The sequence below is a fragment of the Stenotrophomonas sp. CFBP 13718 genome, assembly GCF_014842145.1.
Classification (GTDB): Bacteria; Pseudomonadota; Gammaproteobacteria; order Xanthomonadales; family Xanthomonadaceae; genus Stenotrophomonas.
Map to the genome: position 1 here is coordinate 197276 of NZ_JACYVC010000007.1, position 25026 is coordinate 222301.

The window sequence follows — 25026 nt, forward strand, 5'->3', positions numbered from 1 at the left end:
CATGGCATCAACGTCCTCTTCCCTGTGCCTTTTGCGTTTGTCCGCGCTGGGTGATGTGACCCACGTGGTGCCGCTGGTGCGGACCCTGCAGGCCGCGCGTCCGGGCACGCCGATACATTGGGTGATCGACAAAATAGGGCTGAAACTGCTCGAAGGCCTGCCCGGCGTCACCTTCCATCCGTATGACAAGAAGACGGGGCTGGCCGGCATGAAGGCCCTGCGCGCGCAGCTGCCCGAGGGCCGATTCGAGGCGCTGCTGCAGATGCAGGTCGCTTTTCGCGCCAACGTGCTGTCGGCCTTCATTCCCGCCCGTCGCCGGATCGGCTATGACCGCAGCCGCTCCAAGGATCTGCATGGCCTGTTCATCAACGAGCGCATCCCGGACCGTCCGGGCATCCACGTACTGGATGCGATCGGCAGCTTCTGCGAGCCCTTGGGGATCAAGCAGACGGAGGTCAGCTGGGGAGACTTGGCGGTGCCGCCCGCGGCGCACGAGTGGGCGCAGGCCCAGTGGCAGGATGACGGGCGCCCGGTGCTGATGATCTCGCCGTGCTCCAGCCATGAGCGCCGCAACTGGTATGCCGACCGCTATGCGGCCGTTGCCAACCATGCGGCGTCGCGCGGCTGGCGGGTGGTGCTGTGCGGTGGACGCAGCGAGTTGGAGCGCAACACCGCCGACGCCATCCAGGCGCAGTTGCAGCAGCCGGCGCTGGATCTGGTGGGCAAGGACACATTGAAACAACTGCCCGCCCTGCTGGCGCGGGCCGCGTTGGTGATGACCCCGGATTCGGGCCCCATGCACATCGCCAACGCCGTGGGCGCGAAAGTGCTGGGCCTGCACGCGGCCAGCAATCCGCACCGCAGCGGCCCGTATTCGGATCGCCGCTACTGCGTGGACCGCTATGACGATGCCGCGCGGAAGTTCCTCGGCAAGCACGCAAGCGCGCTGAAATGGGGCACGAAGATCGAGTTCGACGACGTGATGCAGCTGATCACGGTGGAGGACGGGATCGCCGCCTTCGAGCGCTACGTGGCAGACCGGCCAGCCCGGTAGTAACGCCGGGCGTACTGTGGCGGGTCAGCTGGCGCGGTAATCCTTGTACGACTTCTCTTCCACGTACACCGAGCCCAGCGCCAGGTTGATGGCCTTCTTGATCCGCGCGCGTTCGTCGTTGCGCAGGTAGACGCTGCGCGCCAGCTCCACGAAGGTCGGACCGAAGTCGCCGGCTTTGTCCTGCAGGCGGATGGTGTCTTCGATGTCCCACAGCTCTTCGTTGACGGCCTTGAGGTCCGCGCGCAGCTGCGCCACGTCCTTGCCCCCTGCGGGATGGGACATCCAGGTGCTCTCCAGCGCGGAAAGCTCTGCACGCACGTTGGCCAGCTTGCCTTCGTCGCTGATGCGCTCGGACTTGATCTGCAGGATCGAGATCTTGTCGAGCAGCTCGCCGAAGGCGACGGGAACGAGGATTTCAGCAGTCATGGAGGCACTCTCTGGAAGCAGAGGGGGATGATAACGCGTGGTGCATGCGTCCCCGGTGGGCGGAAAAGAAAAGGGCCACCCGATGGGCAGCCCTTTTCTTTTTTATCTGGCGGAGAGGGGGGGATTCGAACCCCCGAGGCGCTATAAACGCCTGCCTGATTTCGAGTCAGGTACATTCAACCGCTCTGCCACCTCTCCGTTTCCCCGGCGTACCGGGGACGCGCATGATACGAGGATGCGCGGATATTCACAAGTCATCACGCGCAGGAAAGTGAAACTTCCCTGACTACCGCGCTTGTCGGATGTCCTGCCCGCCGCGATGATGGCGTACTGCCTGGTAGACCCCCCTTTCGCTGCCCCCCACTCATGATCGAATTCGGACACCTGACCCACCCCGGCCTGCGCCGTGCCCTCAACGAGGACACCTATTACGGTGATGGCGAACTGGCGCTGTGGCTGGTGGCCGACGGCATGGGCGGCCATGCCTGTGGCGAGGTGGCCAGTGCCTTGGCGCGGGAAACCATCGTGCGCGAGATCCGCCGGGGGGCGCCGCTGGCCCAGGCCATCCGCACCGCCGATGAAGAGATCATCCGCGCGTCGCGTCGCCGCAACGACACGCTGCCCATGGGCACCACGGTGGTCGCTGCCCGCGTGCAGGGCAACCGTTACGAAGTGGCGTGGGTGGGCGACAGCCGTGCCTACCTGTGGCGAGACGGCCAGCTGGCGCAGCTGAGCCAGGACCACAGTGTGGTGCAGGAGATGATGACCCAGGGCAACCTGACGCCAGAACAGGCGCGGGCGCATCCGCATCGCAACGTGGTGACTCAGGCGCTGGGGGTGACCGACCCGGCGCATCTGAATGTGGCGACCACGGCCGGCGAGCTGCGGCCGGGCATGCAGCTGCTGCTGTGCAGCGACGGTCTCACCGAAGAGCTGGATGACAGCGGTATCGCGCGCACACTGGCCTTCGACGATGCGAGCGCGCAGGAATGCGTGGATACGCTGGTGGCGGCGGCGCTGGACGGCGGCGGATCGGACAACATCACCGTCGTGCTGGTGCGCTGCCACTGAGCAACCGCCAGCCCAGGCAGCGCTGCCGTGTTGCCTGGTAGAGCCGACTTCAGTCGGCTGGGCCTGAAAGCAGCCGGCTGAAGCCGGCTCTACCGTAGCGTCTGAAAGCAGCCGGCTGAAGCCGGCTCTACCGTAACGGCTGGAGCAGCCGGCTGAAGCCGGCTCTACCGTAGCGTCTGAAAGCAGCCGGCTGAAGCCGGCTCTACCGTCCGGGCGCTTTCAGGCGACGGCGGCTTCTTCGATCTTCGAGCCGTCCCAGATGGCGTGGCCGGCTTTCTTGCGCAGGCGCTCCAGGCGGGCGGCATGGGCCTCCAGTTCCGAGGCGGTGGCCTGCACGCGCGGGCGCGGCAGCAGCTTGGCCGGGTCGAAGCCCTGCATGGTGGCCACGCGCTTGGCGCCGTCTTCGTCCATGTCAAAGCCAAGATCATCCTGGCCCGAGGTCAGTGCGATGTAGACCTCGCCAAGGATCTGCGCATCGAGCAGCGCGCCGTGCAGCTGGCGGTGCGCGTTGTCCACGCCCAGGCGCTTGCACAGCGCGTCCAGCGAATTGCGCTGGCCCGGGAAGCGCTCGCGCGCCAGCGCCAAGGTATCGACCACGGTGCAGCGGTCGGTGATCTTGCCGAACTGCGGTCCCAGGCGGGACAGCTCGTTGTCGAGGAAGCCCACGTCGAACGCGGCGTTGTGGATGATCAGCTCGGCGCCGTCGATGAAGGCCAGGAAGGCCTCGGCCACCTGGGCGAAATCCGGCTTGTCGGCCAGGAAATCCAGGGTAAGCCCGGTGACTTCCTGCGCGCCGGGCTCGAAGTCCACGTCCGGTTTCAGGTACTGGTGGTAGTGGTTGCCACTGGGCCGGCGCTTGAACAGCTCCACGCAGCCGATTTCGACGACGCGGTTGCCCTTCTGCCAGGCAAGACCGGTGGTTTCGGTATCAAGGATGATCTGACGCATGGGCTCAGTTTACCGCCTTGCCGGTCGCGCGCACCTGGGTGGCCGCCTCGCGCGCGAGCACGTCCACGCGCTCGTTGTCGGGGTCACCGGAATGTCCCTTCACCCAGCGCCAGTCGATCTGGTGGCGCAGCGTGGCCGCATGCAGGCGCTCCCACAGCTCGCGGTTCTTCACCGGCGAGCCACCCGCGGTTTTCCAGTTCTTGCGGATCCAGCCCGGCATCCACTCGGTCAGGCCTTGGCGCACGTACTGCGAATCGGTGTACAGCACGATCTGGCAGGGTTCGCTCAGCGCCTCCAGGCCGGAGATGGCCGCCATCAGCTCCATGCGGTTGTTGGTGGTATCCGGCTCGCCGCCGCTCAGTTCGCGCTCATGCGTCTTGTAACGCAGCAAGGCTGCCCAGCCGCCCGGGCCGGGGTTACCGAGGCACGAGCCGTCGGTGTGTACTTCAATGGTCTTCATTCGGTTCCAGAATCGATCGGGTCATGCCGGGCGTGGCCATCGGGCCGGCCCAGCGTACCTTCAGGGGCGTGGGCCCCGGCAAGGCAAAGGTGCGTTTTTCCGCACTGAACAGACAGGCGGCCCGCAGCGGCGCCAGGCTGCCGGAGCGCGCGCTGCCGGCCGGCCACATCGGGCCGATGTAACGGGTGTCGCCACATGCCAGTCCCACCCGGTCGATCAGCTGCCGCAAGCGCTGCGGCGTGCGCACCACCATCCCGTGACGGCGCCACTGGGTGCGGTAGGGGCTGAACGGATTGAGGCTGCTCAGGAACAGCCGGCCGCCCGGCATCAACACACGCTCGCACTCGGCCAGCAGTTGGGCCGCATTACTGGCCGTCACATGCTGCAGGACGATGGTGTACACGCTCTCGTTGGGCAGCGGCAGCGGCAACGCGCAGCGCGCCTCACCTGCGTAACCTCCGCCCTCCGGGTGCAGGCGCAACCCACGCCCGGTCAGGGCCGCCCCCTCCAGCCACCGCGGGCTGGGGGCAACCCACAACCAAGGCTGGCTGGGCAGGCTGGCGAGCTGCGGCAACAGCAGCTGTTGTTCCAATTCATAGAGAAGCTGCGCAGGTTCACTGTCGAACCACGAGGCGGGCGTTGCTTGACGGAGACTCGGCAGGACGGGCATGGTCCGATTCTATGCGACTCATGACCCTGCCCGCATTCGCGGACAACTACATCTGGTGCCTGGTCGGCGATGACGGCACCGCCGTGGTCGTCGATCCCGGCGATGCCGGCCCTGTGCTGGCGGCAGCCGACGATGGGCTGCGCCCGCAGGCCATCCTGCTCACCCATCATCATGATGACCACATCGGGGGCGTGGCCGCGCTGCAGGCCAGATTTCCCGATATCCGGGTGATCGCGCCACAGGAATCGCGCATTCCGCTGGCTACCGAGCGCGTGGCCGATGGTGAACACGTTCAGGCAGCGGGGCGGATGTTCCACGTAGTATCCGTGCCCGGGCACACTCACAGCCATGTCGCGTTTCACACTGATGAACATCTTTTCAGTGGCGATGCCTTGTTCAGCCTGGGCTGTGGGCGCCTGTTCGAAGGTACGCCATCCCAACTGCTCGGTTCCCTGAGCAGGTTGGCGTCCCTGCCGTCGCAGCTGCTCCTGTGCTGCGGCCACGAATACACCGTGTCAAATGCCGTCTTCGCGCGGCATGTCGACCCCGCCAACGTTGCCCTGCGGCAACGCCAAGAGGAGGCCCTGGCCATGCGCCGCGATGATCGCCCTACCCTGCCGGTTTCCCTGGCAACTGAAATACAGTGCAACCCGTTCCTGCGTACCCACACCGCGCCCGTACGCGCTGCGGTGGCGGCTTTCCTGGGGCGGGAGGTCAACGACGATGTCGACGTAATGGCCGGACTTCGGCACTGGAAAGACGGCTTTCGCGCATGATGCGCCGAAGTCTACCGCTAGCCCTGGGGATTCTGCTGGGGCTGGCCGGGACCGCAAACGCGCAGTCACTCGGTGCTGGCATCAGCCAGAACATGGCCGGTCTCGGCGCCCTTCCGTTGGATCCTGCAACCTTGCCGCCGCCCAGCGTGCGCAATGGCCAGGACATCTTCGCCAGCTTCCGCGAGGGCCTGGCTGAGCCGACCTGCGACGCCGAGGCGACCAGCCCGCGCTGGCAGAAGCAATTCGCCCATGCGCCTGCGCGGCTGGCGAACCAGAACGACGATGCGCTGGTGCTGTTTGGCTACGTGGTGGAAGAGCTGCGCAAAGCCAGCCTGCCCACCGAGTTCGCGCTGATCCCCTTCGTGGAAAGTGGCTACCGACCCAATGCGCGCAGTGGCGCGGGCCCCGCGGGGCTGTGGCAGTTCATCGCCAGCACCGCCCGCAACCATCGGGTTCCGATGAGCGAGGGCTACGATGGCCGCCTGTCGGCTGTCGATTCCACCCAAGCGGCAGTGCGCTATCTCAAGACGCTGCACGGCATGTTCGGCGGCGACTGGCGCTTGGCCACGATGGCCTACAACGCCGGCGAATACCGGGTGCTGCAGGGCCTGCGCAAGGCCGGCATGAACTCCACCAACGCCGTGCCCGCCGATCTGCCCGGCATGTCACCGATCACCCACGCGTATGTGGAGAAGCTGCATGCGCTGGCCTGCGTCCTGGAGAATGCCGAGGAACAGCCGGCGGTGATGGCGTCGCTGGACCGGACGGTGCCCGTATTGAAAAGCCACACCCTGCCGGCCGGCACCAGCGTGCAGCAGTGGGCCGCACAGCGTGCGCTGGACCCGGCACGCATCGCGCGGCTGAATCCCGCAGCGGATGGCCGTGGCCGCCCGCAGAATGCGCCGGTGCGCCTGTTGGCGCCGGTAAGCGCGCCGGAGACGGCGTCGGTGGCAGCGATTGCTTCGACGGGCAGCGTGACCGGCCAGACGGCGGCTGCCGCTGTGGCGGCCGTGTCGCCCGCACCGGTGGTGGCACGCACGGTGGCCAGTGTCGCCGATCGGCCACGCACCCGCCGTCACACGGTGCGCAACGGCGAGTCTGCATGGACCATCGCGCGCCGCTACGGCATGCCGGTGAAGGCACTGCTGAGCTTGAACGGATTGAGCGGCCAGAGCGTGTTGAAGCCTGGCGCACAGCTGCGCGTCGAAGACTGAAGGTCGCCGCGATTCTTTGGTAGCGCCGAGCCACGCTCGGCGGAATGTATCCGTGTGCAGGGTCCCGCCGGGCGCATAGCCGATTCCCTGGTAGCGCCGAGCCGTGCTCGGCGGAATGTATCCGTGTGCGGGCCTCCGCCGAGCGTGGCTCGGCGCTACCGGATCGTTGCGTGCGCAGGCCCCCGCCGAGCGTGGGTCGGCGTTTCCGGATCGTTGCGTGTGCCGGGCGTGGCGCGGCGACAGGATGCGCGAGCACACAAAAAAAGGCCCGGCGTTGCCGGGCCTTTTCATTGCGATGTCGCCCGTCCCGTTACAGGTTGGCTTCGGTGGTCTGCACCAGGAAGCGCTTGCGGGTGGACTTGATGAACGCATCCGCTGCGGCCATGCCATCGAGCTGGCTCAGCTGCTGCTTGAGCTGCTGGCGCTGCTCGGCCGTCACGTCCTTCAGGTCCCCTGGGGTCACCTTGGTCACGTGGAACACCACGGCGCGGCCCTGCACGTCGATCTTGCCGTAGCTCGGCTTGCCTTCGGTCGGCAGCGCGGCGCTGAATACCGCACGGTTGATCTCGGGCGTGGGCACCGGCTGGGTGCGCGGCAGGCCGGGCATCGGGCTGACCTGCAGCTTTTCACTCTCTGCCAGGCCCTGCAGGGTCTGACCGCCCTTCAGCTTGGCCAGCAGCGCATCGGCTGCCTTTTCTGCCGCTTGGCGGGTACGGTCTGCGCGGATCGCGGCGGTCACCTGCTCACGCGCCTTGTCCAGCGGGATCGCCTGTTCCGGAGTGTGCTCTGCCACGCGGATCACCACGCTGTGGTTGCCGCTCTCGTCCAGCGCAATGGGGTCGCTCGCGGTACCGTCCTGTACCAGGACGTCCGAGAACGCGGCACGCAGCACGGCTGGATTGGCGGCAATGCCGCTCGCGTCCTGGCGGGTGAACGGGCCCACGGTCTGCAGCGGCAGACCCACGGTCTTCGCCGCCGACGCCAGATCACTCGGGCTCTTGTTGGTGGCATCGACCACGCGGCCGGCCAGCTCGGTGTAACCGCGCTCGCCATCGGCCTTGATCTGCTCGGCCAGCAACTGATCGCGCACTTCCTCGAACGGCTTGCCTTCGCCACCGCGCACTTCGCGCACCTGGATCACGTGATAACCGAAGTCGGTCTTCACCGGTCCGATGATGTCGCCGGCCTTCGCCGCGAACACCGCATCTTCGAACGGCTTCACCATCGCGCCGCGATCCACCCAGCCCAGATCGCCGCCCTGCTCCTTGGAGCCGGTGTCATCGGAGTTGGCCTTGGCGAGCGCTGCGAAATCCGCACCCGCTGCCTTTGCCTCGGTCGCCAGTTTGGCCGCCTTGGCTTCGGCACCGTCGCCGGTGCTGATCAGGATGTGCGAGGCCAGACGCTGTTCGGGCGTGGCGAAGCGTGCCTTCTCATCGTTGTAGCGCTTGCGCAGGCTGGCCTCATCGGGGGCTGCCGGCGGCGGCAGCGTGGCCCCGTTGATCTCCACGTACTCCAGCTTGACCGACTCGGCCTGGCGGAAATCCTTGGTATGCGTGTCGTACCACTGCTTGATCTGCGCATCGGTGACCGGTGCGGTGTCGGCCGGCTGCTCTGGCAGCATGGCGATCTCCACGTCACGCGTCTCGCCCAGCAGCTTCAGCAGTCGCTCGGTCTCTGCCTCGGTGACGAAGCCGGAATTCTGCAGCGCGCTCGGAATGATCGACTGCTGCAGGCTGGTGCGCACCAGCTGCTCGAACATCGCCGGCGTGCGCGGCGGGTTGCCGCTGGCCAGGGCGATGCGGTACTGGTCGCCGTTGAACTTGCCATCGGCACCCAGGAAGGCCGGGATCGTTGCGATGTACTCGCGCACGGCCACGTCACCGATCACCACGCCAGCCTGCTCACCCGCCAGACGGACGACCTGTTCGTCGACCAGCTGGTCGAGCACGGCGAGCTTGTTCTCCACGCTTTCGAACGCACGCGGATCGAAATCATCACCCTGCTGCTGGCGCACGCGGGCACGCTCTTGTTCAAAGCGTTCGCGGAATTCCTGCGAGGTGATTTCGTTGTGCTTCCAGAACAGGCGGGCCGGCCACCAGGACGGAGCGGATGACCACCAGGATGGCGGTGCGGATACCTTGGCCACGTTCTGTGCGCCGACACCACCCAGATAGCTGGAGTCGATGACGAACAGGAACGGGATCATCAGCAGCCCCAGGATCACGGTGACGATCCAGCCCGAGGTCTTGTCGCGAAGTTTCTGCAGCATGGGAAAAATCATGGCCTGAGTGGCGAGCCGGGCAGTGTAACCCGCTTCAGGGCAGGCTCCAAAAGAGGCGCGCACACGGCATGGGGGCCAGATCCGTCACGTCGGGCGAAAGGGATCGGCTCCCATCGCAAAAAGCATAAAAAAAGCCCCTGGCTTTCACCAGGGGCTTTCCATTCGTGGCGGAGCGGACGGGACTCGAACCCGCGACCTCCGGCGTGACAGGCCAGCATTCTAACCAGCTGAACTACCGCTCCGCGTTGAAACTTTGCAGGCGCTCATTCTATCCGAAGATAATCTGATTGCCCAGCCCGATGAACACTTTTTTCAGAAGTTTTTCACAAGGCCTTACTTCGATGCAGTGGCGGAGCGGACGGGACTCGAACCCGCGACCTCCGGCGTGACAGGCCAGCATTCTAACCAGCTGAACTACCGCTCCATACTGCAAAACCGTGTTTCCGCATCGGCCAGGCCGGTGAGAAAACAAAGCCCCCAGGATGTACCCGGAGGCCTCGTTGAAACTGGCGGAGCGGACGGGACTCGAACCCGCGACCTCCGGCGTGACAGGCCAGCATTCTAACCAGCTGAACTACCGCTCCACATTTCAAACTTTTACTGCGGTGCTGTGGTGGGTGCTGAGGGTTTCGAACCCCCGACCCTCTCCGTGTAAAGGAGACGCTCTACCACTGAGCTAAGCACCCCAGCGAGCCGCTTAGTTTACAGCATCCTTCAGGGCCTTACCAGCCTTGAACGACGGATTCTTCGAAGCCGCGATGGCGATGGTGTCGCCGGTCTTCGGGTTGCGGCCGGTGCGCGCAGCGCGGTCACGGACCTGGAAGGTGCCAAAGCCGACCAGCGTCACAGCATCACCGCTCTTCAGTGCCTTGGTGACGGCAGCAACGACGGCGTCGACGGCGCGGGCGGACTCGGCCTTGGTCAGGTCGGCGGTCTCGGCAACGGCGTCGATCAATTCGGTCTTGTTCATTCTCTACAACTCCTTATGCGGGGGTCCGCGGATTAGCCAGGGAAGCCAACGTTCGATGCAACTGGAACGCGGGCGTTGGATCGGTTCGCTCAATTCGGTCAAGCTGATTCGCGAGTGTTGCTTTTATACCAGTGGCCCTACACCCACGCAAGCCGAAACCCAGCAATGACGCGGGTTTCGGCCGATTACAATGCACCAATCAGTGCTTGACTCGCGTGGTGGAAGCTGTCTTGCCCTTGCTGCGAACCGTGACACGCTGCGCGGTCTTGCGTGCCTTCTTCGGCGCGAGAGGACGCTCCAGCGCCAGCTCCAGCACTTCCTCGATGTACTTCACCGGGATGATCTTGATGTCGCGGGTGACGTTGGCCGGGATATCCGCCAGGTCCTTGCGATTCTCTTCCGGGATGATGACCGTCCGGATGCCACCGCGCAGCGCGGCCAGCAGCTTCTCTTTCAGCCCGCCGATCGCAGTGACACGGCCACGCAGGGTGATTTCACCCGTCATCGCCACATCGGCGCGCACCGGCACCTTGGTCAGGATGGACACCAGCGAGGTCACCATCGCAGCGCCGGCACTGGGGCCATCCTTCGGCGTCGCGCCATCCGGCACGTGCACGTGGACGTCCTGCTTCTGCAGGAAGCCGGCATCGATGCCCAGCTGCACGGCACGCGAGCGCACCACCGACAACGCAGCCGATGCGGACTCCTTCATCACGTTGCCGAGCTGGCCGGTCAGGATCAACTGACCCTTGCCCGGGACCAGCGTGGATTCGATCTGCAGCAGATCACCGCCGACTTCCGTCCATGCCAGACCCGTCACCAGGCCGATCTCGTTCTCTTCTTCGGCACGGCCGAAGTCGAAGCGACGCACGCCCAGGTAGGTATCCACGTTGCTGCCGTCGACGTTGACCAGCGCGGTCTTCTTCGACTTCTTGCCCTTGGCCAGCTTGGCCGGCTTCGGCATGCCGCCCGGACCGGCCAGCGCGATCTCCTTGACCACCTTGCGACAGATCTTGGCGATCTCGCGCTCAAGGCTGCGCACGCCGGATTCGCGCGTGTAGTAGCGCACGATGTCCTGGATGGCGGCTGCATCGATCTCCAGTTCCTCAGCCTTCAGGCCATTGGCCTTGATCTGCTTGGGCACCAGGTAGCGCATGGCGATGTTGAGCTTCTCTTCCTCGGTGTAGCCGGGGATGCGGATCACTTCCATGCGGTCCAGCAGCGGGCCCGGAATGTTCAGCGAATTGGAGGTCGCTACGAACATCACTTCGGACAGGTCCAGGTCCACTTCGAGGTAGTGGTCGTTGAACGCATTGTTCTGCTCGGGATCCAACACTTCCAGCAGCGCGGACGACGGATCGCCGCGGAAATCCATCGACATCTTGTCGATCTCATCGAGCACGAACAGCGGGTTCTTGCTGCCGCACTTGTTGAGGTTCTGCACGATGCGGCCCGGCATGGAGCCGACATAGGTGCGACGGTGGCCACGGATCTCGGCCTCGTCACGCACGCCACCCAGGCTCATGCGCACGAACTTGCGGTTGGTCGCCTTGGCGATGGACTGGCCGAGCGAGGTCTTGCCCACACCGGGCGGTCCCACCAGGCACAGGATGGGGCCGCGCATCTGCTTGACCCGCGACTGCACCGCCAGGTATTCCAGGATGCGGTCCTTGACCTTCTCCAGGCCGTAATGGTCGGCATCGAGCGTGTCCTGCGCGGCCTTGAGGTCCTTGCGCACCTTGGTGCGCTTCTTCCACGGCACGCCCAGGATCCAATCCAGGTAGTTGCGCACCACGGCCGCTTCGGCGGACATCGGCGACATCTGCTTGAGCTTGGTCAGCTCGGCCTTGGCCTTGGTCTCCACCGGCTTGGGCATGCCGGCTTCGGCGATCTTGCGGGCCAGCTCTTCCAGCTCGCCCGGCGCATCATCCAGGTCACCCAGTTCTTTCTGGATGGCCTTCATCTGCTCGTTGAGGTAGTACTCGCGCTGGCTCTTTTCCATCTGCGACTTCACACGGCCGCGGATGCGCTTTTCCATCTGCTGCACGTCGATTTCGCCATCGACCAGACCGACCAGCATTTCCAGGCGCTCGCCCACCGGCAGCACTTCCAGCAGGCGCTGCTTGTCGGCCAGGCGCACGCTGATGTGCGCGGCGATGGTGTCGGCCAGACGCGCCGGCTCTTCGATGCCCGCCAGCGTCTGCAGCAGCTCCGGCGGCAGCTTGCGGTTGGTCTTCACGTACTGCTCGAACAACGACATCAGCGAGCGTGCGATCGCTTCGATCTCACGTGCCTCGCGCGGGTCCTCGGCCTGGATCTCCACAGCCTGGCCCTGCAGCGCGCCGTCCAGCTCGCCCACATGGCTGACCTGCACGCGCGACAACCCTTCGACCAGCACCTTGATGGTGCCGTCGGGCAGCTTCAGCAGCTGCAGCACCTGCGCCAGCGTGCCTACCTGGTACAGATCCGACTCCTGCGGATCGTCGGTCTCGGCCGACTTCTGCGCCAGCAGCAGGATGCGCTTGTCCGCTTCCATCGCCTTTTCCAGCGCGTGCATGGACTTGTCACGGCCGACGAACAGCGGGATGACCATGTGCGGGAACACCACCACGTCACGCAGCGGCAGTACCGGCAGGTCGAGAGTCTCAGTTGGGGAACGGGCCATGGGGGCTCCAGGAAGGGGGGAATGCCATCTCCGGTCCACACTGGGCCAGAGACAAAAAAGCCGATGGCCCCGTTATGGGGCCATCGGCGTGCGGATGCAAGATGCTCCGAAAAACAACTTTCAAATCAATCGATTGAAAGAATCACTCAGCGCCCGCTGCCTTCTGTTCAGGTGCAGGCGGCGTCTGATAGATCAGGTACGGCTCGGACTTGTGCTCGATCACCGATTCGTCCACTACCACCTTGGTCACGTTCTCCTGCGAAGGGAGTTCGTACATGGTGTCCAGCAGGACCGATTCGACGATGGTGCGCAGGCCGCGGGCACCGGTCTTGCGCTTGAGCGCCTTGCGGGCGATCGCCGCCAGTGCATCGGGGCGGAACTCCAGCTCGACGTTCTCCATCTCGAACAGCTTCTTGAACTGCTTGGTGATGGCGTTCTTCGGCTCGGTCAGGATGGTGATCAGCGCCGTCTCGTCCAGCTCTTCCAGGGTAGCAACCACCGGCAGGCGGCCGACGAACTCCGGAATGAGGCCGAACTTGATCAGATCTTCCGGCTCGACTTCAGCCAGCAGCTTGCCGATTTCCTGCTTGCGCTCGCTGCTCTTCACCTTCGCCCCGAAGCCGATGCCGCCCGCTTCGGTGGAACGCTGCTGGATCACCTTGTCCAGGCCGGCAAACGCGCCGCCACAGATGAACAGGATGTTCTTGGTGTCGACCTGCAGGAATTCCTGCTGCGGATGCTTGCGACCACCCTGTGGCGGAACACTGGCAACGGTGCCTTCGATCAGCTTCAGCAGGGCCTGCTGCACGCCTTCGCCGGACACATCGCGGGTGATCGACGGGTTCTCGCTCTTGCGCGAGATCTTGTCGATTTCATCGATGTAGACGATGCCCTGCTGCGCCTTCTCGACGTCGTAGTCGCACTTCTGCAGCAGCTTCTGGATGATGTTCTCCACATCCTCGCCCACGTAACCGGCTTCGGTCAGCGTAGTGGCGTCGGCCATGGTGAACGGCACATTCAACAGCCGGGCCAGCGTTTCGGCCAGCAGCGTCTTGCCCGAACCGGTCGGGCCGACCAGCAGGATGTTCGACTTGGCCAGTTCGACCTCGTCGTTCTTCTGCCGGCTCTCGATGCGCTTGTAGTGGTTGTACACGGCCACGGCAAGCGTGCGCTTGGCGCGCTTCTGGCCGATCACGTACTGGTCCAGGACCTCGAGGATCTCGCGCGGCTTGGGCAGCGAACTGCGGGCCGACTGCGCTTTCTCTTCGAGTTCTTCACGGATGATGTCGTTGCACAGCTCTACGCATTCATCGCAGATGAACACGCTCGGGCCGGCAATGAGCTTACGCACCTCGTGCTGGCTCTTGCCGCAGAACGAGCAGTAAAGAATCTTGCCGCTGTCCGTGGAACGACCTTGGCGGTCTTCGCTCATGCTTCGCTTACCCAGTTACCCCACCCGTGCGACGGGGGTTCAATTCGAGAATAACACAGGGTCGAGAGGGCACCAGCCCTGCCCGACCCTGCATGTCCAGTCGGAAAACCGACCGTTGCGCTGTGATCAACCAGCCTGGATCGAGTCTTCCGGACGACGTTCCAGCACCTGATCCACCAGACCGTACGCTGCTGCCTCGACCGCGCTCTTGAAGTTGTCGCGCTCGGTGTCGCGCGCGATGGTCTCCAGCGACTGGCCGGTGTGCTTGGCCAGGATCTCATTCAGGCGGGCGCGCAGGGTCAGGATTTCGCGGGCGTGGATGTCGATGTCCGTGGCCTGACCCTGGTAGCCGCCCAGCGGCTGATGGATCATCACACGCGAGTTCGGCAGCGCATACCGCTTGCCCGGGGCGCCCGATGCAAGCAGCAAGGCCCCCATCGAGGCAGCCTGACCGACGCAGATGGTCGCCACGTCCGGCTTGATGTACTGCATGGTGTCGTAGATCGCCATGCCGGCCGTTACCACGCCACCGGGCGAGTTGATGTAGATGCTGATGTCCTTTTCCGGGTTTTCCGCTTCCAGGAACAGCAGCTGCGCCACCACCACGTTGGCCATGTGATCGTCGATCGGGCCCACGAGGAAGATCAGGCGCTCTTTCAACAGGCGCGAGTAGATGTCATAGGCGCGCTCGCCGCGGGCGGTCTGCTCGACCACCATCGGAACCAGATTGAGGGCTTTGGTTCGGTTGTCCATATCGTGAGGCACCTGTGTTGGGGGGAACTACCCCGCGCCTTGCAGCGCGGGGCCTGGCTTGCGCAGAACTCAGCCGCGGATCGCGTCCTGGAAGGACAGCGTTTCCTCGGTGTGCTGGGCGCGCTCGGCGATCCAATCGATCACCTGCTCTTCCATCACGCGGTTCTGCAGACCCGACATGAGCTGGGGGTCGTTGCGGTACATCTCAATGACCTGCTCCGGCTCTTCGTAGGTCGAAGCGATCAGGCGCATGGTTTCATTCAGACGCTTCGGCTCCAGCTTCAGGTCGTTGATGCGGGCCACTTCGCCGACCAGCAGGCCGACCAGCACGCGCTTGCCAGCAGCGTCCTTGAAGTTTTCGTGCGCATCGGCCGGCACCTGGCCCGGATCGCGGCCGCTGCGGCGGATCTGGTCCACCTGCTGGGCCAGCATGGCGCGGGCTTCGTTCTCGACCAGGCGCGGCGGCATTTCGACCGAGCTGTAGGCGGCGATCAGCTGCTCACCGACTTCGCGACGCAGGCGGTTCATCAGCGCGCCCTTGAGCTCGCGCTCCAGGTTGGCGCGGATGTCGCTGCGGAACTGCTCCACATCACCCGCCTTCACGCCGAAGCTCTTGATGAACGCATCGTCCACCACCGGCAGCGACTCTTCGGACACCTCGGTGACCTTCACGGTGACCTGCACGGTCTTGCCCGCCAGGGCCTCGACGCGCCAGTCAGCCGGGAAATCGACGTCCAGGGTCTTCTCTTCGCCCTTGGCCAAGCCGACCAGGCCCTTCTCGATGGCCTCGAACATCATGTTCTGGCCGATGATGATGGTGCCCTTCTCGGTGCCTTCGGCCGGCAGGCGCTCGTCGCCCGCCTGCGAGAAGGTCTCCAGCGCGACCAGGTCGCCTTCCTGTGCGCCACGGCTGACCGGGGCCCAGGTACGGCGCTGCTGGCGCAGGTTTTCGATCATCTGGTCGATGTCGGCATCGCCGATCTCGGCCACGTGGCGGACCACGCTCAGCTTGGTCACGTCGATTTTGCCGAACTCCGGCAGCAGCTCGACGGTGGCCACGAACGACAGTTCGCCCTGCTCACCCTTGTCGATGCGCGGGCTGCCAACGACCCGCAGGTCGTGCTCGCGGATGGCCGCGTCGAAGGTTTCGCGCAGCAGGCCGTCAACGGCTTCGCCACGGACCTGCGCGCCGAAGCGCTGCTCGATCACCTTGGCCGGCACCTTGCCCGGGCGGAAGCCCTTGATGCGGGTGGTGCGCGCGATTTCGCCCAGACGACCACTGACGTGGGTGTTCAGGCGATCTTCCGGCAGCGAGAAGCTCAGGCGGCGTTCCAGGTTGCCGGTGGATTCGATCGAAGCTTGCATGTTGACTCCTGCCACCGGTGGCCCTTCTGGCCCCCGGTTCGATGTGATGGACGAATACGGGTTGTTCGGACGCGGCGTTTGAAGGCGCTCGTCCGCCGCAGCCCTTTAGTTTGGACGATATCGGGCGGCACTGCCAGCGGGGGCCAGTCAGGGAGGCGGCCAGCCCTGACAGGCGCCGCGCCGGCCCCCGTGCGGGGCCAGCAGTATGGTGGTGCGAAAGGGGGGACTCGAACCCCCACGCCTTGCGGCACTGGAACCTAAATCCAGGGCGTCTACCAATTCCGCCACTTTCGCAATGTCCAGCCGGATATTGTCGCAGCCCGAGGGCCTTCTTGGGTAGAGCCTGTGCGGGCCCGGCTTTCCGCGACACGCCGGGGCCGGCACACCGGTGCCGTGCACGGCATGCTCTAGAATGGGCCCGTAGTCGCAGACCGCATCCCGCCCCCCCTACTTCTCCGTAGCCCTACCTGCCCGCCGAGGAGGCGAGCGTTCCCATGCAGCAGCTGGACGCATCATCGCTGGGCGAGGACATCCTCAAGGACATTGCGCAGATCGGCACGATCGCCGCCGTGCCCCGCATCCTTGAAACCGTGGCGCATATCACCGGTTCGCGCTTCGCGGCCGTGGCCCGCGTCACCGACAGCAAGTGGATCGCCTGCGCGACCTACGACACGCTCGGTTTCGGCCTGGGCGTCGGCGGGCAGCTGGTGTTGGAAACGACGATCTGCAACGAGATCCGCCAAGTGCCGCAGCCGGTGATCTTCGGGCACGCGAGCGCACATCCGCATTTTTCCACGCACCACACCCCGCGCATGTACGGGCTGGAAAGCTACGTCTCGGTGCCTATCTACCGGCCGGACGGCAGCTTCTTCGGCACCTTGTGCGCCATCGACTCGGTGCCCGCCACCTTCGATGAGGCGCATGTGGTCCGGTCGCTGGAACTGTTCGCCGAGATGATCGGAAATTACCTGCACAACGAGCTGAAACTGCAGCAGGCCGTTGCCGATCTGTCCGCTGCGCAGGACATCGCCGGGCTGCGCGACCAGTTCATCGCCGTGCTCGGCCACGACCTGCGCAGCCCCCTGCAGGCGGCCAGTGTCGCCACCGAGCTGCTGGAGCTGGAACCCTTGTCCGAGCGCGCGCAACGGTTTCTCGCACGCATTCGCGGCAGCCTTGGGCGCATCGATGGTTTGGTGAACGACGTGCTGGATTTTGCCCGCGGCCGACTGGGCGGCGGCATTCCGGTCACGCTGTCGTCCAACGCCGATCTCGTCGCGCAGCTGATGCAGGTGGTGCAGGAAGTCGCAGCCGCCACCGGGCGTACCGACATCCAGACGAACATCGTGCTCGGCGGTCCGCTGCTGTGCGATGCCAACCGTCTGGCGCAACTGCTGGCCAACCTGCTGACCAATGCGGCCCTGCACGGCGCCGCCGACGAACCCATCACGCTGAGCATCGATGCGGATGATGAGGAGTTCGTTCTACAGGTTCACAACGGCGGGGTGATCGCCGCGGACAAGGTGGACAAGCTGTTTACCCCGTTCTCGCGAGAGATCGGGACGGAGCCGCGCCCCGGCCTTGGCCTGGGGCTGTACATCGCCGCAGAGATCGCCAAGGCGCACGGCGGGACGCTTTCGGTGAAGTCCGATGCCGAGCACGGCACCCGCTTCACGTTCCAGATGCCGGCGCTGGCGCACGAGACGCTCGCCCTGCCCGCCTGACGACGGCCACTGAACGCCGCGCAAGAAAAAAGCCACCAGGATGACCTGGTGGCTTTCGTCTGGTGGGCCGTCAAGGATTCGAACCTTGGACCTATTGATTAAGAGTCAACTGCTCTACCAACTGAGCTAACGGCCCGAAAATCGGGAGGCGAATTATGACGTGTTCGCTACACGGCCTGCAAGTACTAATTTCGATAGCCAAGAAAAAAGCCACCAAGCGAACTTGGTGGCTTCTGTCTGGTGGGCCGTCAAGGATTCGAACCTTGGACCTATTGATTAAGAGTCAACTGCTCTACCAACTGAGCTAACGGCCCGAAAAACTAGACGGATACTTTACCCTGCATCCCGCCTTACTGCAATGATCGACCTGCTTTCGGCAGGGACGATCCTGTAACAGTGGGGTGGCTGAGGGGATTCGAACCCCCGACCACCGGAATCACAATCCGGAACTCTAACCAACTGAGCTACAGCCACCACTGAAACGTTTGATCTGGTTGCGTTGATGCCTGCCACCAGACCAGAAACTCTGCTGCAGACTGTGCCCGAAAGCGACGAGTGCTGAAGCAAGTCCGCTATTTTTACGAAGTCGCCCGGGAATTGCAAGCTTTTCTTGATGGCAATTCACGCGTGCACATCCGAGGTCGCGGAGCGACCTTCAGGCGGCGTCAACCACGCCCGCTGGCACTTGTCGCCATCCGCCCCTGACTGCCGGTCATCGACGGGCATCGACTGCGTTGACGCGCTTGTCCATGTCCCCGCCCGCCCAGCTACACGATCAAGGGCTCCCAAGGCTTTGCATCTCTTCCCCGCGCGTGCCCCGCCGGTGCTGTCAGCAGCAGAAATGACGTTCTAGCGTCTTGGCACCGTGCATGGCTGGAGCATCGCCGTGGACCGTGTCAGCGTGGAACTTCCATGATCTGACTTAGCCACGCATGAACACGTTCCGTCCAATCCGCATTCGATCGCAGCAGGTCGCTTCCCTACCCCTGACTCCACACTTCGACGCGCCTGCCCGGCGGTCACGGTCCGACCTGACGGAGGGCTTCCATGCTGCTGTCGCAGGCTGGTGGCTCACCCGCATGCTGATGCAATCGCGGGAACTGGACGGATTGATATCCGACCTCCGCATCCAGCAGCGAATGCTGACCCTCGACAGATCCCGACCGCCATTGCGTCCTCCCTGCTGGCTTGAGGCCTCGCTGTCGCCGCGACTGATGCGGAGCGAATACGACGCGTTGATCCAGACACTGAGCGCCCGGCGCGCCGAGCTGGGGCGCACTTACCTGCCGCTGATGAACGCCTTGGCAAACGGCGGGCCGGTGCCGTCTGCGGTGACATCGATCATCGTCGCCTAGCGATTCGGCGCCGCGTGCGAACTGACGGCGAGCGAACGCGGCAGCAGCGACAGCGGCACATCGAGTGTCGTAGTCGCCACGGTGATGCCCTGCTGCTGCGCCAGAAAGACCAGTGCCGTGCCTACTTCGAACGAGACGGTTTTCTGGGTTCCGCGCTTGATGCGATGAATCGTCGACTGTGATGTGCCGCACGCAGCGGCGATGCGAGCCTCGCTCCACAAGGCGTTGCCTAACGCAACGGCGGCGTGGCGGGGGGAATGAATAACCATCAGGAGATGCTATTCGTTGGGGAATATCATTTTCAATACATAAACGAACTATCTCAATTACAGGGCCATCGAAACAATTCATATATGCATAAAGTGGCCATCAACCTTCGCCAACTGATGAAGGCCCACGGACTGAGCGAGAACGCCCTTGCGCGCCACGTGGAGGTGCCGCAACCCACCGTCCACCGCGTGCTGGCAGGAGGGGTTGCCGACCCACGGGACAAGACCCTGCGGCCGCTGGCCACCTGGTTCGGCGTGTCCGTTGAACAGCTGCGCACCGATCTGCCGGAGATGGAAATCCCAAGCAAGGATGGTGGGCTGTATCGCATCCGGCCTGCCAAAGCCGCGCTGATGCTGCGCGACCGCGAACCGGATGTCGCGGTGATTGAAGTGGTCGGACGCGTCACCACCGAGGGCAATCGGCCTGCGGTGGAGCTGGCCGCTACGGGCAGGCATCACCCCTATCCTGCCGACTGGTTCACCCAGCAGAACGCCGCGCCGGTGAATGTGCGCGTGCTGTCGATATCCGGCGCAGCGATGACGCCGACGCTGTTCGAAGGCGATCAGATCGCGATCAACCTGGCGGATACGCGCATCCATGACGGACGCGTGCATCTGCTGATCAGCGGCGGCGGAGAACCGGAGCTGATGGTCCGGCGCCTGTTCAAGACCCCGGACGGCAAGGTGCGTGTGGTGTGCGACAACCCGGACGCGTCGCGCTATCCCGATGACCTGCTGGATGCGGGGGACTTGGAGAAAGTGGTGATCGTTGGACGCGTGATCGATCGCCGGGGCGCGGGCGGTCTGTGAGTGCATGGCCACTTCGCTGCTGGCGATCACCGCAATCGCGGCGGAGTGTGTGACCCCTTCGTGGCGTTGCGAGGTGCGCACAGGTGCCCGCCGCAGCAACCAGACGTGGGCACCTGCAGGCCCAGGTGGTGGGCTGTCATGACCAGTGCAGCACCGACTTCGTAGGTCACGGTCGCCTGCACGCCGCACTTGAAACGGTGCACGGTGGATTGCGAGCAGCCACAGGCGTGCGCAATGCGCGCTTCGGACCAGCGCGCGTGACTGAGCGCCAGGGTGGCGCATCGAGGACAGGACAGCAGCATCTGCGGCGCCGGCGCGATGCCGGGCTGGCCCGCTGCGACGTCCATCAACGTGGACACGCGATCAAACGCATCGATCTTCGCTGGCATGATGACCTCGCATGGCATGAAGCCACCTGTACCGAGGCACGAGGTGGCGGGCGATGCGGGTTGCAGTACCGGCAAGAATGACCGAACAAACCGGCGGATCGAGAGACATCCCCGCGCATCGCCCGCCATGGAACTGGCAGGGTGATGCATTCTCCGCCGTGCCCGAGGGCGACAACAGAGCTTGATCGGCCATTCTGAAATCAGGACTGCAATCCCGGCTGATCGTTGCGGATCAGCACCGCTATCGTGGCAGTGGCGGCTCAGCGGCATCCATCAGGGAAGTTGCAAAGCGACAATGCGTCATTCGCTATGCTTGGCTGCTTGCAACAGGGAAAGGCGATTTCAATGACTGACGGAATGGGCGCTGTTCGACTGGCAACGGCGCACGATGTGGACGCGATCTTCGACGTGAGGGTCGGCGTGCGCGAGAACATACTGACGCGTGCCGAGCTTACCGAGCGGGGCATTACCCGCGACGCGGTGCTCGCGATGATCGGAGCAGCGTCCTGCGTGTGGGTCGTCGAGGTTGAACGCGAGGTCGTCGGCTTTTCCATGGCGGACGCCGAGGACGCCTGCGTGTTCGCCGCGTTCGTGCGTCCCGATCAGGAGGGACGCGGACTAGGCAGCGTGTTGATGGCCGCCGCAGAGGCGTTCCTGTTCCAGCATCACGAGCGGATCTGGCTGGAGACCGCCTACGCGAGCCGAGCGCGGGAATTCTATGAGAGACGCGGCTGGGTCCAGGTTGCAGAACTGGCCGACGGTGACGTGCGGATGGAGAAAGTGCTGCCGGGACGTGCGATCAGTCCAGAGTGAGCCGGGAGAGGGTGGCATCGGCGGGGCTGATGTCGACTCTGCGCATGCAGCTCTACAAGATCCCACAGACGCTGCTGTGCTTCCGCGTTCGCGCGTGGTGCGGCTGCGGCTACGCTGGAGGTCGTCAGCGCCATGGCCACTGCGAATGCGAACGCGCGGAACTTCGTCACTTGCTCCCCCTTCATCAGGGCCAACGCACGGACATGCGGGAGACGCAGGGTGAGATAAATGGTGCGCCCGACAGGAATCGAACCTGTAACCGCCGGCTTAGAAGGCCGGTGCTCTATCCAGTTGAGCTACGGGCGCCCGAACCGGTTAACCAACCCGCTCTATCGAGGGCGATGGGTTGGTCGGGGTAGAGGGATTCGAACCCCCGACATCCTGCTCCCAAAGCAGGCGCGCTACCAGACTGCGCTATACCCCGGCGATGCATCCTGCCTGGGGCCGGGCCCACGAGCAGACGGGGATTGTGAACAACCGTGCGTTGATCTGTCAAACAGAACGGTCGGTTCAGCCCCTTATCTGCAAGGCGCCGGGGCCCCTCAACGCCGTGGGCGCAGCGTGTCCGTTATGATCGTGCGCAGCGGCCGGATGGCCCCCTACCCCCTTCACGCACGGAGAACGCACATGCGCAGCGGCAACCCGGCTCTTTCCGAGTCCACCTTCCTCGACCTTGGCAGCGGCACCGTTTCGGCGCGCGGCGATCAGGTGATGACCCTCAATGGCACGGTCAACAAGACCGGCGTGCTGCTGCTGCTGACCGTGCTGACCGCGTCGTTTGCGTGGAGCCAGGCGCTGGTCACCAGCGGCGAGATGGCCGGCACGCTGTCGTCGGCGGGCATGGGCTACGCCATCGGCGGCGCGGTCGGTGGCCTGATCCTGGCCCTGATCACCGTGTTCAAGAAGACCTGGGCGCCGGTGACCGCGCCGATGTATGCGCTGGTGGAGGGCCTGTTCCTGGGCGCCATCTCCGCTGTGTTCGAGCAGCGCTTCCCGGGCATCGTGTTCCAGGCTGTGCTGGCGACGTTCGGCACGCTGGTTGCGCTGCTGGTCGCGTATCGCAGTGGGCTGATCAAGGCCACCGAGAACTTCAAGCTGGGCGTGGTGGCCGCGACCGGCGGGATCGCGCTGCTGTATCTGGCCTCGATCGTGCTGGGCCTGTTCGGCATCAACGTGCCGGTGATTCATGAAGCCAGCGGCCTGGGCATCGCGTTCAGCGTGTTCGTGGTGATCGTGGCGGCGTTGAACCTGGTGCTGGATTTCGACTTCATTGAAAGCGGTGTTGAGCAGGGCGCACCGAAGTTCATGGAGTGGTACGGCGCGTTTGGCCTGATGGTGACGCTGGTGTGGCTGTACGTGGAGTTCCTGCGCCTGCTGTCGAAGATCCAGCAGCGCTGATCGCGCGCGTTGGGTTCTGCGTGATGCTGCTTTTGTAACGCCGAGCTGTGCTCGGCGGAAGGGCAGAGGCGCCGCGCTGTGCGCTCGCCGAGCGTGGCTCGGCGCTACCCGGCTTCGGGTCTGCGTGATGCTGCTTTGGTAGCGCCGAGCCGTGCTCGGCGGAAAGGCAAAGGCGCCGCGCTGCGCGCTCGCCGAGCGTGGCTCGGCGCTACCGGGCTTCGGGTGTTCGTGATGCTGCTTCGGTAGCGCCGAGCCGTGCTCGGCGGGAAGGCAAAGGCGCCGCGCTGCGCGCTCGCCGAGCGTGGCTCGGCGCTACCCACCCATTCACCGTCAATGTCGACCTGCCCATTCGTCAGCGGGCGTCGAGGGAGGCCTGCAGTGCGGCGTAGTGGGTCTGCAGGTGCTCTACCAGGACGCGCACTTTGGCGGCCATGGCGCGTGCATGGGGATACAGTGCGAAGTAGTGGCGGCGGCCGCCGTTCCAGGCCGGCAGGATGCGGATCAACCGTCCGGCGCGCAGGTCTTCCTGCACGGTCAGGGCGGTGAGCAGGGTGATGCCCATGCCCGCCAGCGTGGCGGCATACAGGGCCGGGGTGGCATCCACGCACAGCCGTTGGCCGGGTTCAACCGTCAGCGACACGCCGCGCGGTCCGTGCAGCTGCCACGCCGCACGCGCTGCGGTCGGGCTGAACGCCAACAAGGCATGCTGTTCCAGTTCGGCAGCCTGCCGCGGTAGTCCGTGCCGGGCGATGTACGCCGGTGCGGCGACCAGCACGAGATCGCACCGCGCCAGCTCGCGCGCCACCATCTGGCTGTCGGGCAGTTCGTGGGCAATGCGCAGGGCAAGATCGAAGCCACCGCCCACCACATCCACCAGTTGGTCATCGGCGCACAGGTCCAGCGCGACATCCGGATAACGGGTCAGGAACGCGGGCAGCCAGTGCGGCAATTCCTGGCTGGCCACCACTTGGGGCACGCTGATGCGCAGGCGCCCACTGGGCTGTACCTGGCCGGCCCGCGCCCGATTGTCGGCAAGTTCCAGTCGATCAAGCAGCTCGACCGCCTCGGCGTAATACTGCCGGCCGGCCTCGGTCAACGAGAAACGGCGGCTGTTGCGATCCAGCAGGCGGGCCTGCAGGTGCTCTTCCAACTGCCGCAGCTGCCGTGACATCGCCGAGTGGGTGGTGCCCAGGCGCTCGGCGGCGGCGGTGAAGCTGCCCGCTTCCACGATCGAACGCAGCGCGCGCAGGGCGGCGAAATGGTCCATCTCAGCCAGGCTCCGGCCAGCGCCCGCGTGCTGCGGGCGCGGCCAGCTTATCAGCGCGCGACGGCGCTGGCCTTGTTGACCAGACCGATGATGGCGTCGGTGGTCATGACATCGCCATAGGTATCTTCCAGCGTGGCCAGACTGGCTGCGTGCAGGGTCTTGTGGTCCACCTTGGCGCCGGTGGCCAGGTCCAGGTCACGGGTGGCCGTGGCGTCGGACGACACGATCACGCGGTAACCGCGCGGGGCGGCCGCGGCATCACGGGTCGCGCCAGACACACAGGCGTGGGTCTGCAGGCCGGTGATGATCAGGGTGTCGATGCCGGCATCCTTCAGGGTCTTGTCCATCACCGCGGCCGAATGGCCGGCGAACACGCTGACGTTGTCCTTCTGCACGACCGTTTCGCCCGCGCGCGGCTGCATGTCGGGGTGGAACTGCACGGTCTTGCCGCCTTCAGCGAACAACGGCGCACCGGCCGGCAACACATGCTGTACGTGGATCACCCGGATGCCTTTGGCATCGGCGGCGTCGATCAGGCGGCGGGTGTTCTTCAGGGCCGTGGTGCCATCCGGGATGACCATGCGGCCGCCCGGGAAGTATTCGTTCTGGAAATCGATGACGACGATGGCCGTCTTGTCTGCCTGCAGGGCATCAATGGCGGTGGCACCGGCCATCTGGCGGATGGTGGGATGGGCCGGCTCGGCGGCGGCGACCGGGGCTACGGCGGCCATGCCGATCAGGCTGGCCAGGCCGAATGCTGCAATGTTCATGAGGGTGTACCTGGATGGGGAGGAAGTGCGGCCATGGTGACCCTGCGGCCACGCACCAAACAGCCCCTTGAACGCACCCCATCTGTGCGGAATGCGCACAGATGAGTGCCCTGCCCTGCAAACGCAGCGAGGCGCCCGAAGGCGCCCCG

23 protein-coding genes and 11 tRNA genes are annotated in these 25026 nt (G+C 64.9%); 9 read left to right on the plus strand and 25 right to left on the minus strand.

Annotated elements, in window-relative coordinates; translation table 11 throughout:
- Position 1 precedes the first annotated feature (1 nt).
- Positions 2-1054 carry a glycosyltransferase family 9 protein gene (locus tag IFT58_RS12965; protein ID WP_192095376.1) on the plus strand — a complete coding sequence of 351 codons (1053 nt, stop codon included), beginning with the start codon at positions 2-4 and terminating at the stop codon, positions 1052-1054.
- A gap of 24 nt (positions 1055-1078) precedes the next feature.
- Here IFT58_RS12965 and IFT58_RS12970 read toward each other — a convergent pair whose 3' ends face one another.
- Entirely contained in the window at positions 1079-1480 is a 402-nt protein-coding gene (locus IFT58_RS12970) for a DUF6165 family protein (RefSeq protein ID WP_188324876.1), read from the minus strand.
- Positions 1481-1587: 107 nt separating this feature from the next.
- Positions 1588-1678, minus strand: a tRNA-Ser gene (locus tag IFT58_RS12975).
- A 168-nt stretch (positions 1679-1846) separates the two neighbouring features.
- Here IFT58_RS12975 and IFT58_RS12980 point away from each other — a divergent pair.
- Positions 1847-2551, plus strand: coding sequence for a protein phosphatase 2C domain-containing protein (locus IFT58_RS12980; RefSeq protein WP_188324877.1), 705 nt, complete (start codon positions 1847-1849; stop codon positions 2549-2551).
- A 219-nt stretch (positions 2552-2770) separates the two neighbouring features.
- Here IFT58_RS12980 and dnaQ read toward each other — a convergent pair whose 3' ends face one another.
- From dnaQ to IFT58_RS12995, 3 genes are read right to left on the minus strand one after another with little or no spacing between them, the layout of a single operon-like run.
- The gene (gene dnaQ / locus IFT58_RS12985) at positions 2771-3499 is read right to left on the minus strand and encodes a DNA polymerase III subunit epsilon (protein WP_192095377.1); all 729 of its coding nucleotides are present in this window, start codon (positions 3497-3499) and stop codon (positions 2771-2773) included.
- Between the two features lie 4 nt (positions 3500-3503).
- A complete protein-coding gene (gene rnhA / locus IFT58_RS12990; RefSeq protein WP_188324879.1) occupies positions 3504-3959 on the minus strand; it encodes a ribonuclease HI in 456 nt (151 codons plus the stop codon).
- A complete protein-coding gene (locus tag IFT58_RS12995) occupies positions 3946-4629 on the minus strand; it encodes a hypothetical protein (protein ID WP_188324880.1) in 684 nt (227 codons plus the stop codon). The genes rnhA and IFT58_RS12995 overlap by 14 nt, the downstream gene beginning before the upstream one ends.
- 11 nt (positions 4630-4640) lie before the next feature.
- On the opposite strand from IFT58_RS12995, the gene gloB reads away from it, so the two are divergent.
- Together gloB and IFT58_RS13005 are read left to right on the plus strand one after the other, a co-directional pair.
- Entirely contained in the window at positions 4641-5405 is a 765-nt protein-coding gene (gene gloB, locus IFT58_RS13000; protein ID WP_192095378.1) for a hydroxyacylglutathione hydrolase, read from the plus strand.
- Complete coding sequence (locus tag IFT58_RS13005; protein ID WP_192095380.1) at positions 5402-6619, plus strand: lytic transglycosylase domain-containing protein; 1218 nt, start codon at positions 5402-5404, stop codon at positions 6617-6619. Before gloB ends, IFT58_RS13005 begins: the two co-directional genes overlap by 4 nt.
- A 310-nt stretch (positions 6620-6929) precedes the next feature.
- Here the strand turns inward: IFT58_RS13005 and IFT58_RS13010 are convergent, their stop codons facing one another.
- The 11 genes from IFT58_RS13010 to IFT58_RS13060 all read right to left on the minus strand — a co-directional run bounded on the left by IFT58_RS13010 (position 6930) and on the right by IFT58_RS13060 (position 16379).
- Positions 6930-8888 carry a peptidyl-prolyl cis-trans isomerase gene (locus tag IFT58_RS13010; RefSeq protein ID WP_192095382.1) on the minus strand — a complete coding sequence of 653 codons (1959 nt, stop codon included), beginning with the start codon at positions 8886-8888 and terminating at the stop codon, positions 6930-6932.
- A gap of 177 nt (positions 8889-9065) precedes the next feature.
- Positions 9066-9142, minus strand: a tRNA-Asp gene (locus IFT58_RS13015).
- Positions 9143-9247: 105 nt separating this feature from the next.
- Positions 9248-9324 (minus strand) — tRNA-Asp (locus IFT58_RS13020).
- A gap of 83 nt (positions 9325-9407) precedes the next feature.
- Positions 9408-9484: transfer RNA gene (locus IFT58_RS13025), tRNA-Asp, on the minus strand.
- A gap of 27 nt (positions 9485-9511) precedes the next feature.
- Positions 9512-9586: transfer RNA gene (locus IFT58_RS13030), tRNA-Val, on the minus strand.
- 11 nt (positions 9587-9597) lie between these two features.
- Positions 9598-9870 (minus strand): HU family DNA-binding protein, encoded by a 273-nt coding sequence (locus IFT58_RS13035; protein ID WP_042613351.1) that lies wholly within the window; start codon positions 9868-9870, stop codon positions 9598-9600.
- A 199-nt stretch (positions 9871-10069) separates the two neighbouring features.
- Entirely contained in the window at positions 10070-12535 is a 2466-nt protein-coding gene (gene lon, locus IFT58_RS13040) for an endopeptidase La (protein WP_188324884.1), read from the minus strand.
- A 142-nt stretch (positions 12536-12677) separates the two neighbouring features.
- Positions 12678-13967: an ATP-dependent Clp protease ATP-binding subunit ClpX gene (gene clpX / locus IFT58_RS13045; protein WP_188324885.1), complete on the minus strand. Its 1290-nt coding sequence runs from the start codon at positions 13965-13967 to the stop codon at positions 12678-12680.
- 126 nt (positions 13968-14093) lie between these two features.
- Complete coding sequence (clpP, locus tag IFT58_RS13050) at positions 14094-14720, minus strand: ATP-dependent Clp endopeptidase proteolytic subunit ClpP (RefSeq protein WP_188324886.1); 627 nt, start codon at positions 14718-14720, stop codon at positions 14094-14096.
- Positions 14721-14789: 69 nt separating this feature from the next.
- Complete coding sequence (tig, locus tag IFT58_RS13055; protein ID WP_192095384.1) at positions 14790-16085, minus strand: trigger factor; 1296 nt, start codon at positions 16083-16085, stop codon at positions 14790-14792.
- Positions 16086-16294: 209 nt separating this feature from the next.
- Positions 16295-16379, minus strand: a tRNA-Leu gene (locus IFT58_RS13060).
- A 200-nt stretch (positions 16380-16579) separates the two neighbouring features.
- Between IFT58_RS13060 and IFT58_RS13065 the strand changes: the two genes are divergently transcribed.
- Positions 16580-17806, plus strand: coding sequence for a GAF domain-containing sensor histidine kinase (locus IFT58_RS13065; protein ID WP_192080912.1), 1227 nt, complete (start codon positions 16580-16582; stop codon positions 17804-17806).
- 60 nt (positions 17807-17866) lie between these two features.
- On the opposite strand, the gene IFT58_RS13070 is transcribed toward IFT58_RS13065, so the two are convergent.
- The 3 genes from IFT58_RS13070 to IFT58_RS13080 form a co-directional block, all read right to left on the minus strand.
- Positions 17867-17942, minus strand: a tRNA-Lys gene (locus IFT58_RS13070).
- Positions 17943-18044: 102 nt separating this feature from the next.
- Positions 18045-18120, minus strand: a tRNA-Lys gene (locus tag IFT58_RS13075).
- 83 nt (positions 18121-18203) lie between these two features.
- Positions 18204-18280, minus strand: a tRNA-His gene (locus IFT58_RS13080).
- 458 nt (positions 18281-18738) lie between these two features.
- Between IFT58_RS13080 and IFT58_RS13085 the strand changes: the two genes are divergently transcribed.
- Complete coding sequence (locus tag IFT58_RS13085; protein WP_192095386.1) at positions 18739-19161, plus strand: hypothetical protein; 423 nt, start codon at positions 18739-18741, stop codon at positions 19159-19161.
- On the opposite strand, the gene IFT58_RS13090 is transcribed toward IFT58_RS13085, so the two are convergent.
- Complete coding sequence (locus IFT58_RS13090; RefSeq protein ID WP_192095387.1) at positions 19158-19430, minus strand: hypothetical protein; 273 nt, start codon at positions 19428-19430, stop codon at positions 19158-19160. The two genes, IFT58_RS13085 and IFT58_RS13090, sit on opposite strands and share 4 nt — an antisense overlap.
- Here IFT58_RS13090 and IFT58_RS13095 point away from each other — a divergent pair.
- The gene (locus IFT58_RS13095) at positions 19419-20240 is read left to right on the plus strand and encodes a LexA family transcriptional regulator (protein ID WP_192095389.1); all 822 of its coding nucleotides are present in this window, start codon (positions 19419-19421) and stop codon (positions 20238-20240) included. The two genes, IFT58_RS13090 and IFT58_RS13095, sit on opposite strands and share 12 nt — an antisense overlap.
- Before the next feature lie 26 nt (positions 20241-20266).
- Here the strand turns inward: IFT58_RS13095 and IFT58_RS13100 are convergent, their stop codons facing one another.
- Positions 20267-20629, minus strand: coding sequence for a helix-turn-helix domain-containing protein (locus IFT58_RS13100; RefSeq protein ID WP_192095391.1), 363 nt, complete (start codon positions 20627-20629; stop codon positions 20267-20269).
- Positions 20630-20974: 345 nt separating this feature from the next.
- On the opposite strand from IFT58_RS13100, the gene IFT58_RS13105 reads away from it, so the two are divergent.
- Positions 20975-21442 carry a GNAT family N-acetyltransferase gene (locus IFT58_RS13105; protein WP_197974622.1) on the plus strand — a complete coding sequence of 156 codons (468 nt, stop codon included), beginning with the start codon at positions 20975-20977 and terminating at the stop codon, positions 21440-21442.
- A gap of 229 nt (positions 21443-21671) precedes the next feature.
- On the opposite strand, the gene IFT58_RS13110 is transcribed toward IFT58_RS13105, so the two are convergent.
- A tRNA-Arg gene (locus tag IFT58_RS13110) sits at positions 21672-21748 on the minus strand.
- Between the two features lie 41 nt (positions 21749-21789).
- Positions 21790-21866, minus strand: a tRNA-Pro gene (locus IFT58_RS13115).
- A 203-nt stretch (positions 21867-22069) separates the two neighbouring features.
- Between IFT58_RS13115 and IFT58_RS13120 the strand changes: the two genes are divergently transcribed.
- Entirely contained in the window at positions 22070-22840 is a 771-nt protein-coding gene (locus IFT58_RS13120; RefSeq protein ID WP_188324899.1) for a Bax inhibitor-1/YccA family protein, read from the plus strand.
- A 352-nt stretch (positions 22841-23192) separates the two neighbouring features.
- Here the strand turns inward: IFT58_RS13120 and IFT58_RS13125 are convergent, their stop codons facing one another.
- Positions 23193-24107 carry a LysR family transcriptional regulator gene (locus IFT58_RS13125; protein WP_192095393.1) on the minus strand — a complete coding sequence of 305 codons (915 nt, stop codon included), beginning with the start codon at positions 24105-24107 and terminating at the stop codon, positions 23193-23195.
- Positions 24108-24157: 50 nt separating this feature from the next.
- Complete coding sequence (locus IFT58_RS13130) at positions 24158-24877, minus strand: isochorismatase family cysteine hydrolase (RefSeq protein ID WP_192095396.1); 720 nt, start codon at positions 24875-24877, stop codon at positions 24158-24160.
- Positions 24878-25026: the final 149 nt, after the last annotated feature.

What these genes read in the sequence shown, in the direction of transcription:
- IFT58_RS13130 (WP_192095396.1), bottom strand. Translation starts at nt 24,877, where the DNA reads ATGAACATTGCAGCATTCGGCCTGGCCAGCCTGATCGGCATGGCCGCC.
- IFT58_RS13125 (WP_192095393.1), bottom strand. Translation starts at nt 24,107, where the DNA reads ATGGACCATTTCGCCGCCCTGCGCGCGCTGCGTTCGATCGTGGAAGCG.
- IFT58_RS13120 (WP_188324899.1), top strand. Translation starts at nt 22,070, where the DNA reads ATGCGCAGCGGCAACCCGGCTCTTTCCGAGTCCACCTTCCTCGACCTT.
- IFT58_RS12980 (WP_188324877.1), top strand. Translation starts at nt 1,847, where the DNA reads ATGATCGAATTCGGACACCTGACCCACCCCGGCCTGCGCCGTGCCCTC.
- lon (WP_188324884.1), bottom strand. Translation starts at nt 12,535, where the DNA reads ATGGCCCGTTCCCCAACTGAGACTCTCGACCTGCCGGTACTGCCGCTG.
- dnaQ (WP_192095377.1), bottom strand. Translation starts at nt 3,499, where the DNA reads ATGCGTCAGATCATCCTTGATACCGAAACCACCGGTCTTGCCTGGCAG.
- clpP (WP_188324886.1), bottom strand. Translation starts at nt 14,720, where the DNA reads ATGGACAACCGAACCAAAGCCCTCAATCTGGTTCCGATGGTGGTCGAG.
- IFT58_RS13035 (WP_042613351.1), bottom strand. Translation starts at nt 9,870, where the DNA reads ATGAACAAGACCGAATTGATCGACGCCGTTGCCGAGACCGCCGACCTG.
- gloB (WP_192095378.1), top strand. Translation starts at nt 4,641, where the DNA reads ATGCGACTCATGACCCTGCCCGCATTCGCGGACAACTACATCTGGTGC.
- tig (WP_192095384.1), bottom strand. Translation starts at nt 16,085, where the DNA reads ATGCAAGCTTCGATCGAATCCACCGGCAACCTGGAACGCCGCCTGAGC.
- clpX (WP_188324885.1), bottom strand. Translation starts at nt 13,967, where the DNA reads ATGAGCGAAGACCGCCAAGGTCGTTCCACGGACAGCGGCAAGATTCTT.
- IFT58_RS13105 (WP_197974622.1), top strand. Translation starts at nt 20,975, where the DNA reads ATGACTGACGGAATGGGCGCTGTTCGACTGGCAACGGCGCACGATGTG.
- rnhA (WP_188324879.1), bottom strand. Translation starts at nt 3,959, where the DNA reads ATGAAGACCATTGAAGTACACACCGACGGCTCGTGCCTCGGTAACCCC.
- IFT58_RS13010 (WP_192095382.1), bottom strand. Translation starts at nt 8,888, where the DNA reads ATGCTGCAGAAACTTCGCGACAAGACCTCGGGCTGGATCGTCACCGTG.
- IFT58_RS12965 (WP_192095376.1), top strand. Translation starts at nt 2, where the DNA reads ATGGCATCAACGTCCTCTTCCCTGTGCCTTTTGCGTTTGTCCGCGCTG.
- IFT58_RS13100 (WP_192095391.1), bottom strand. Translation starts at nt 20,629, where the DNA reads ATGCCAGCGAAGATCGATGCGTTTGATCGCGTGTCCACGTTGATGGAC.
- IFT58_RS13090 (WP_192095387.1), bottom strand. Translation starts at nt 19,430, where the DNA reads ATGGTTATTCATTCCCCCCGCCACGCCGCCGTTGCGTTAGGCAACGCC.
- IFT58_RS13005 (WP_192095380.1), top strand. Translation starts at nt 5,402, where the DNA reads ATGATGCGCCGAAGTCTACCGCTAGCCCTGGGGATTCTGCTGGGGCTG.
- IFT58_RS13085 (WP_192095386.1), top strand. Translation starts at nt 18,739, where the DNA reads ATGAACACGTTCCGTCCAATCCGCATTCGATCGCAGCAGGTCGCTTCC.
- IFT58_RS13065 (WP_192080912.1), top strand. Translation starts at nt 16,580, where the DNA reads ATGCAGCAGCTGGACGCATCATCGCTGGGCGAGGACATCCTCAAGGAC.
- IFT58_RS12970 (WP_188324876.1), bottom strand. Translation starts at nt 1,480, where the DNA reads ATGACTGCTGAAATCCTCGTTCCCGTCGCCTTCGGCGAGCTGCTCGAC.
- IFT58_RS12995 (WP_188324880.1), bottom strand. Translation starts at nt 4,629, where the DNA reads ATGCCCGTCCTGCCGAGTCTCCGTCAAGCAACGCCCGCCTCGTGGTTC.
- IFT58_RS13095 (WP_192095389.1), top strand. Translation starts at nt 19,419, where the DNA reads ATGAATAACCATCAGGAGATGCTATTCGTTGGGGAATATCATTTTCAA.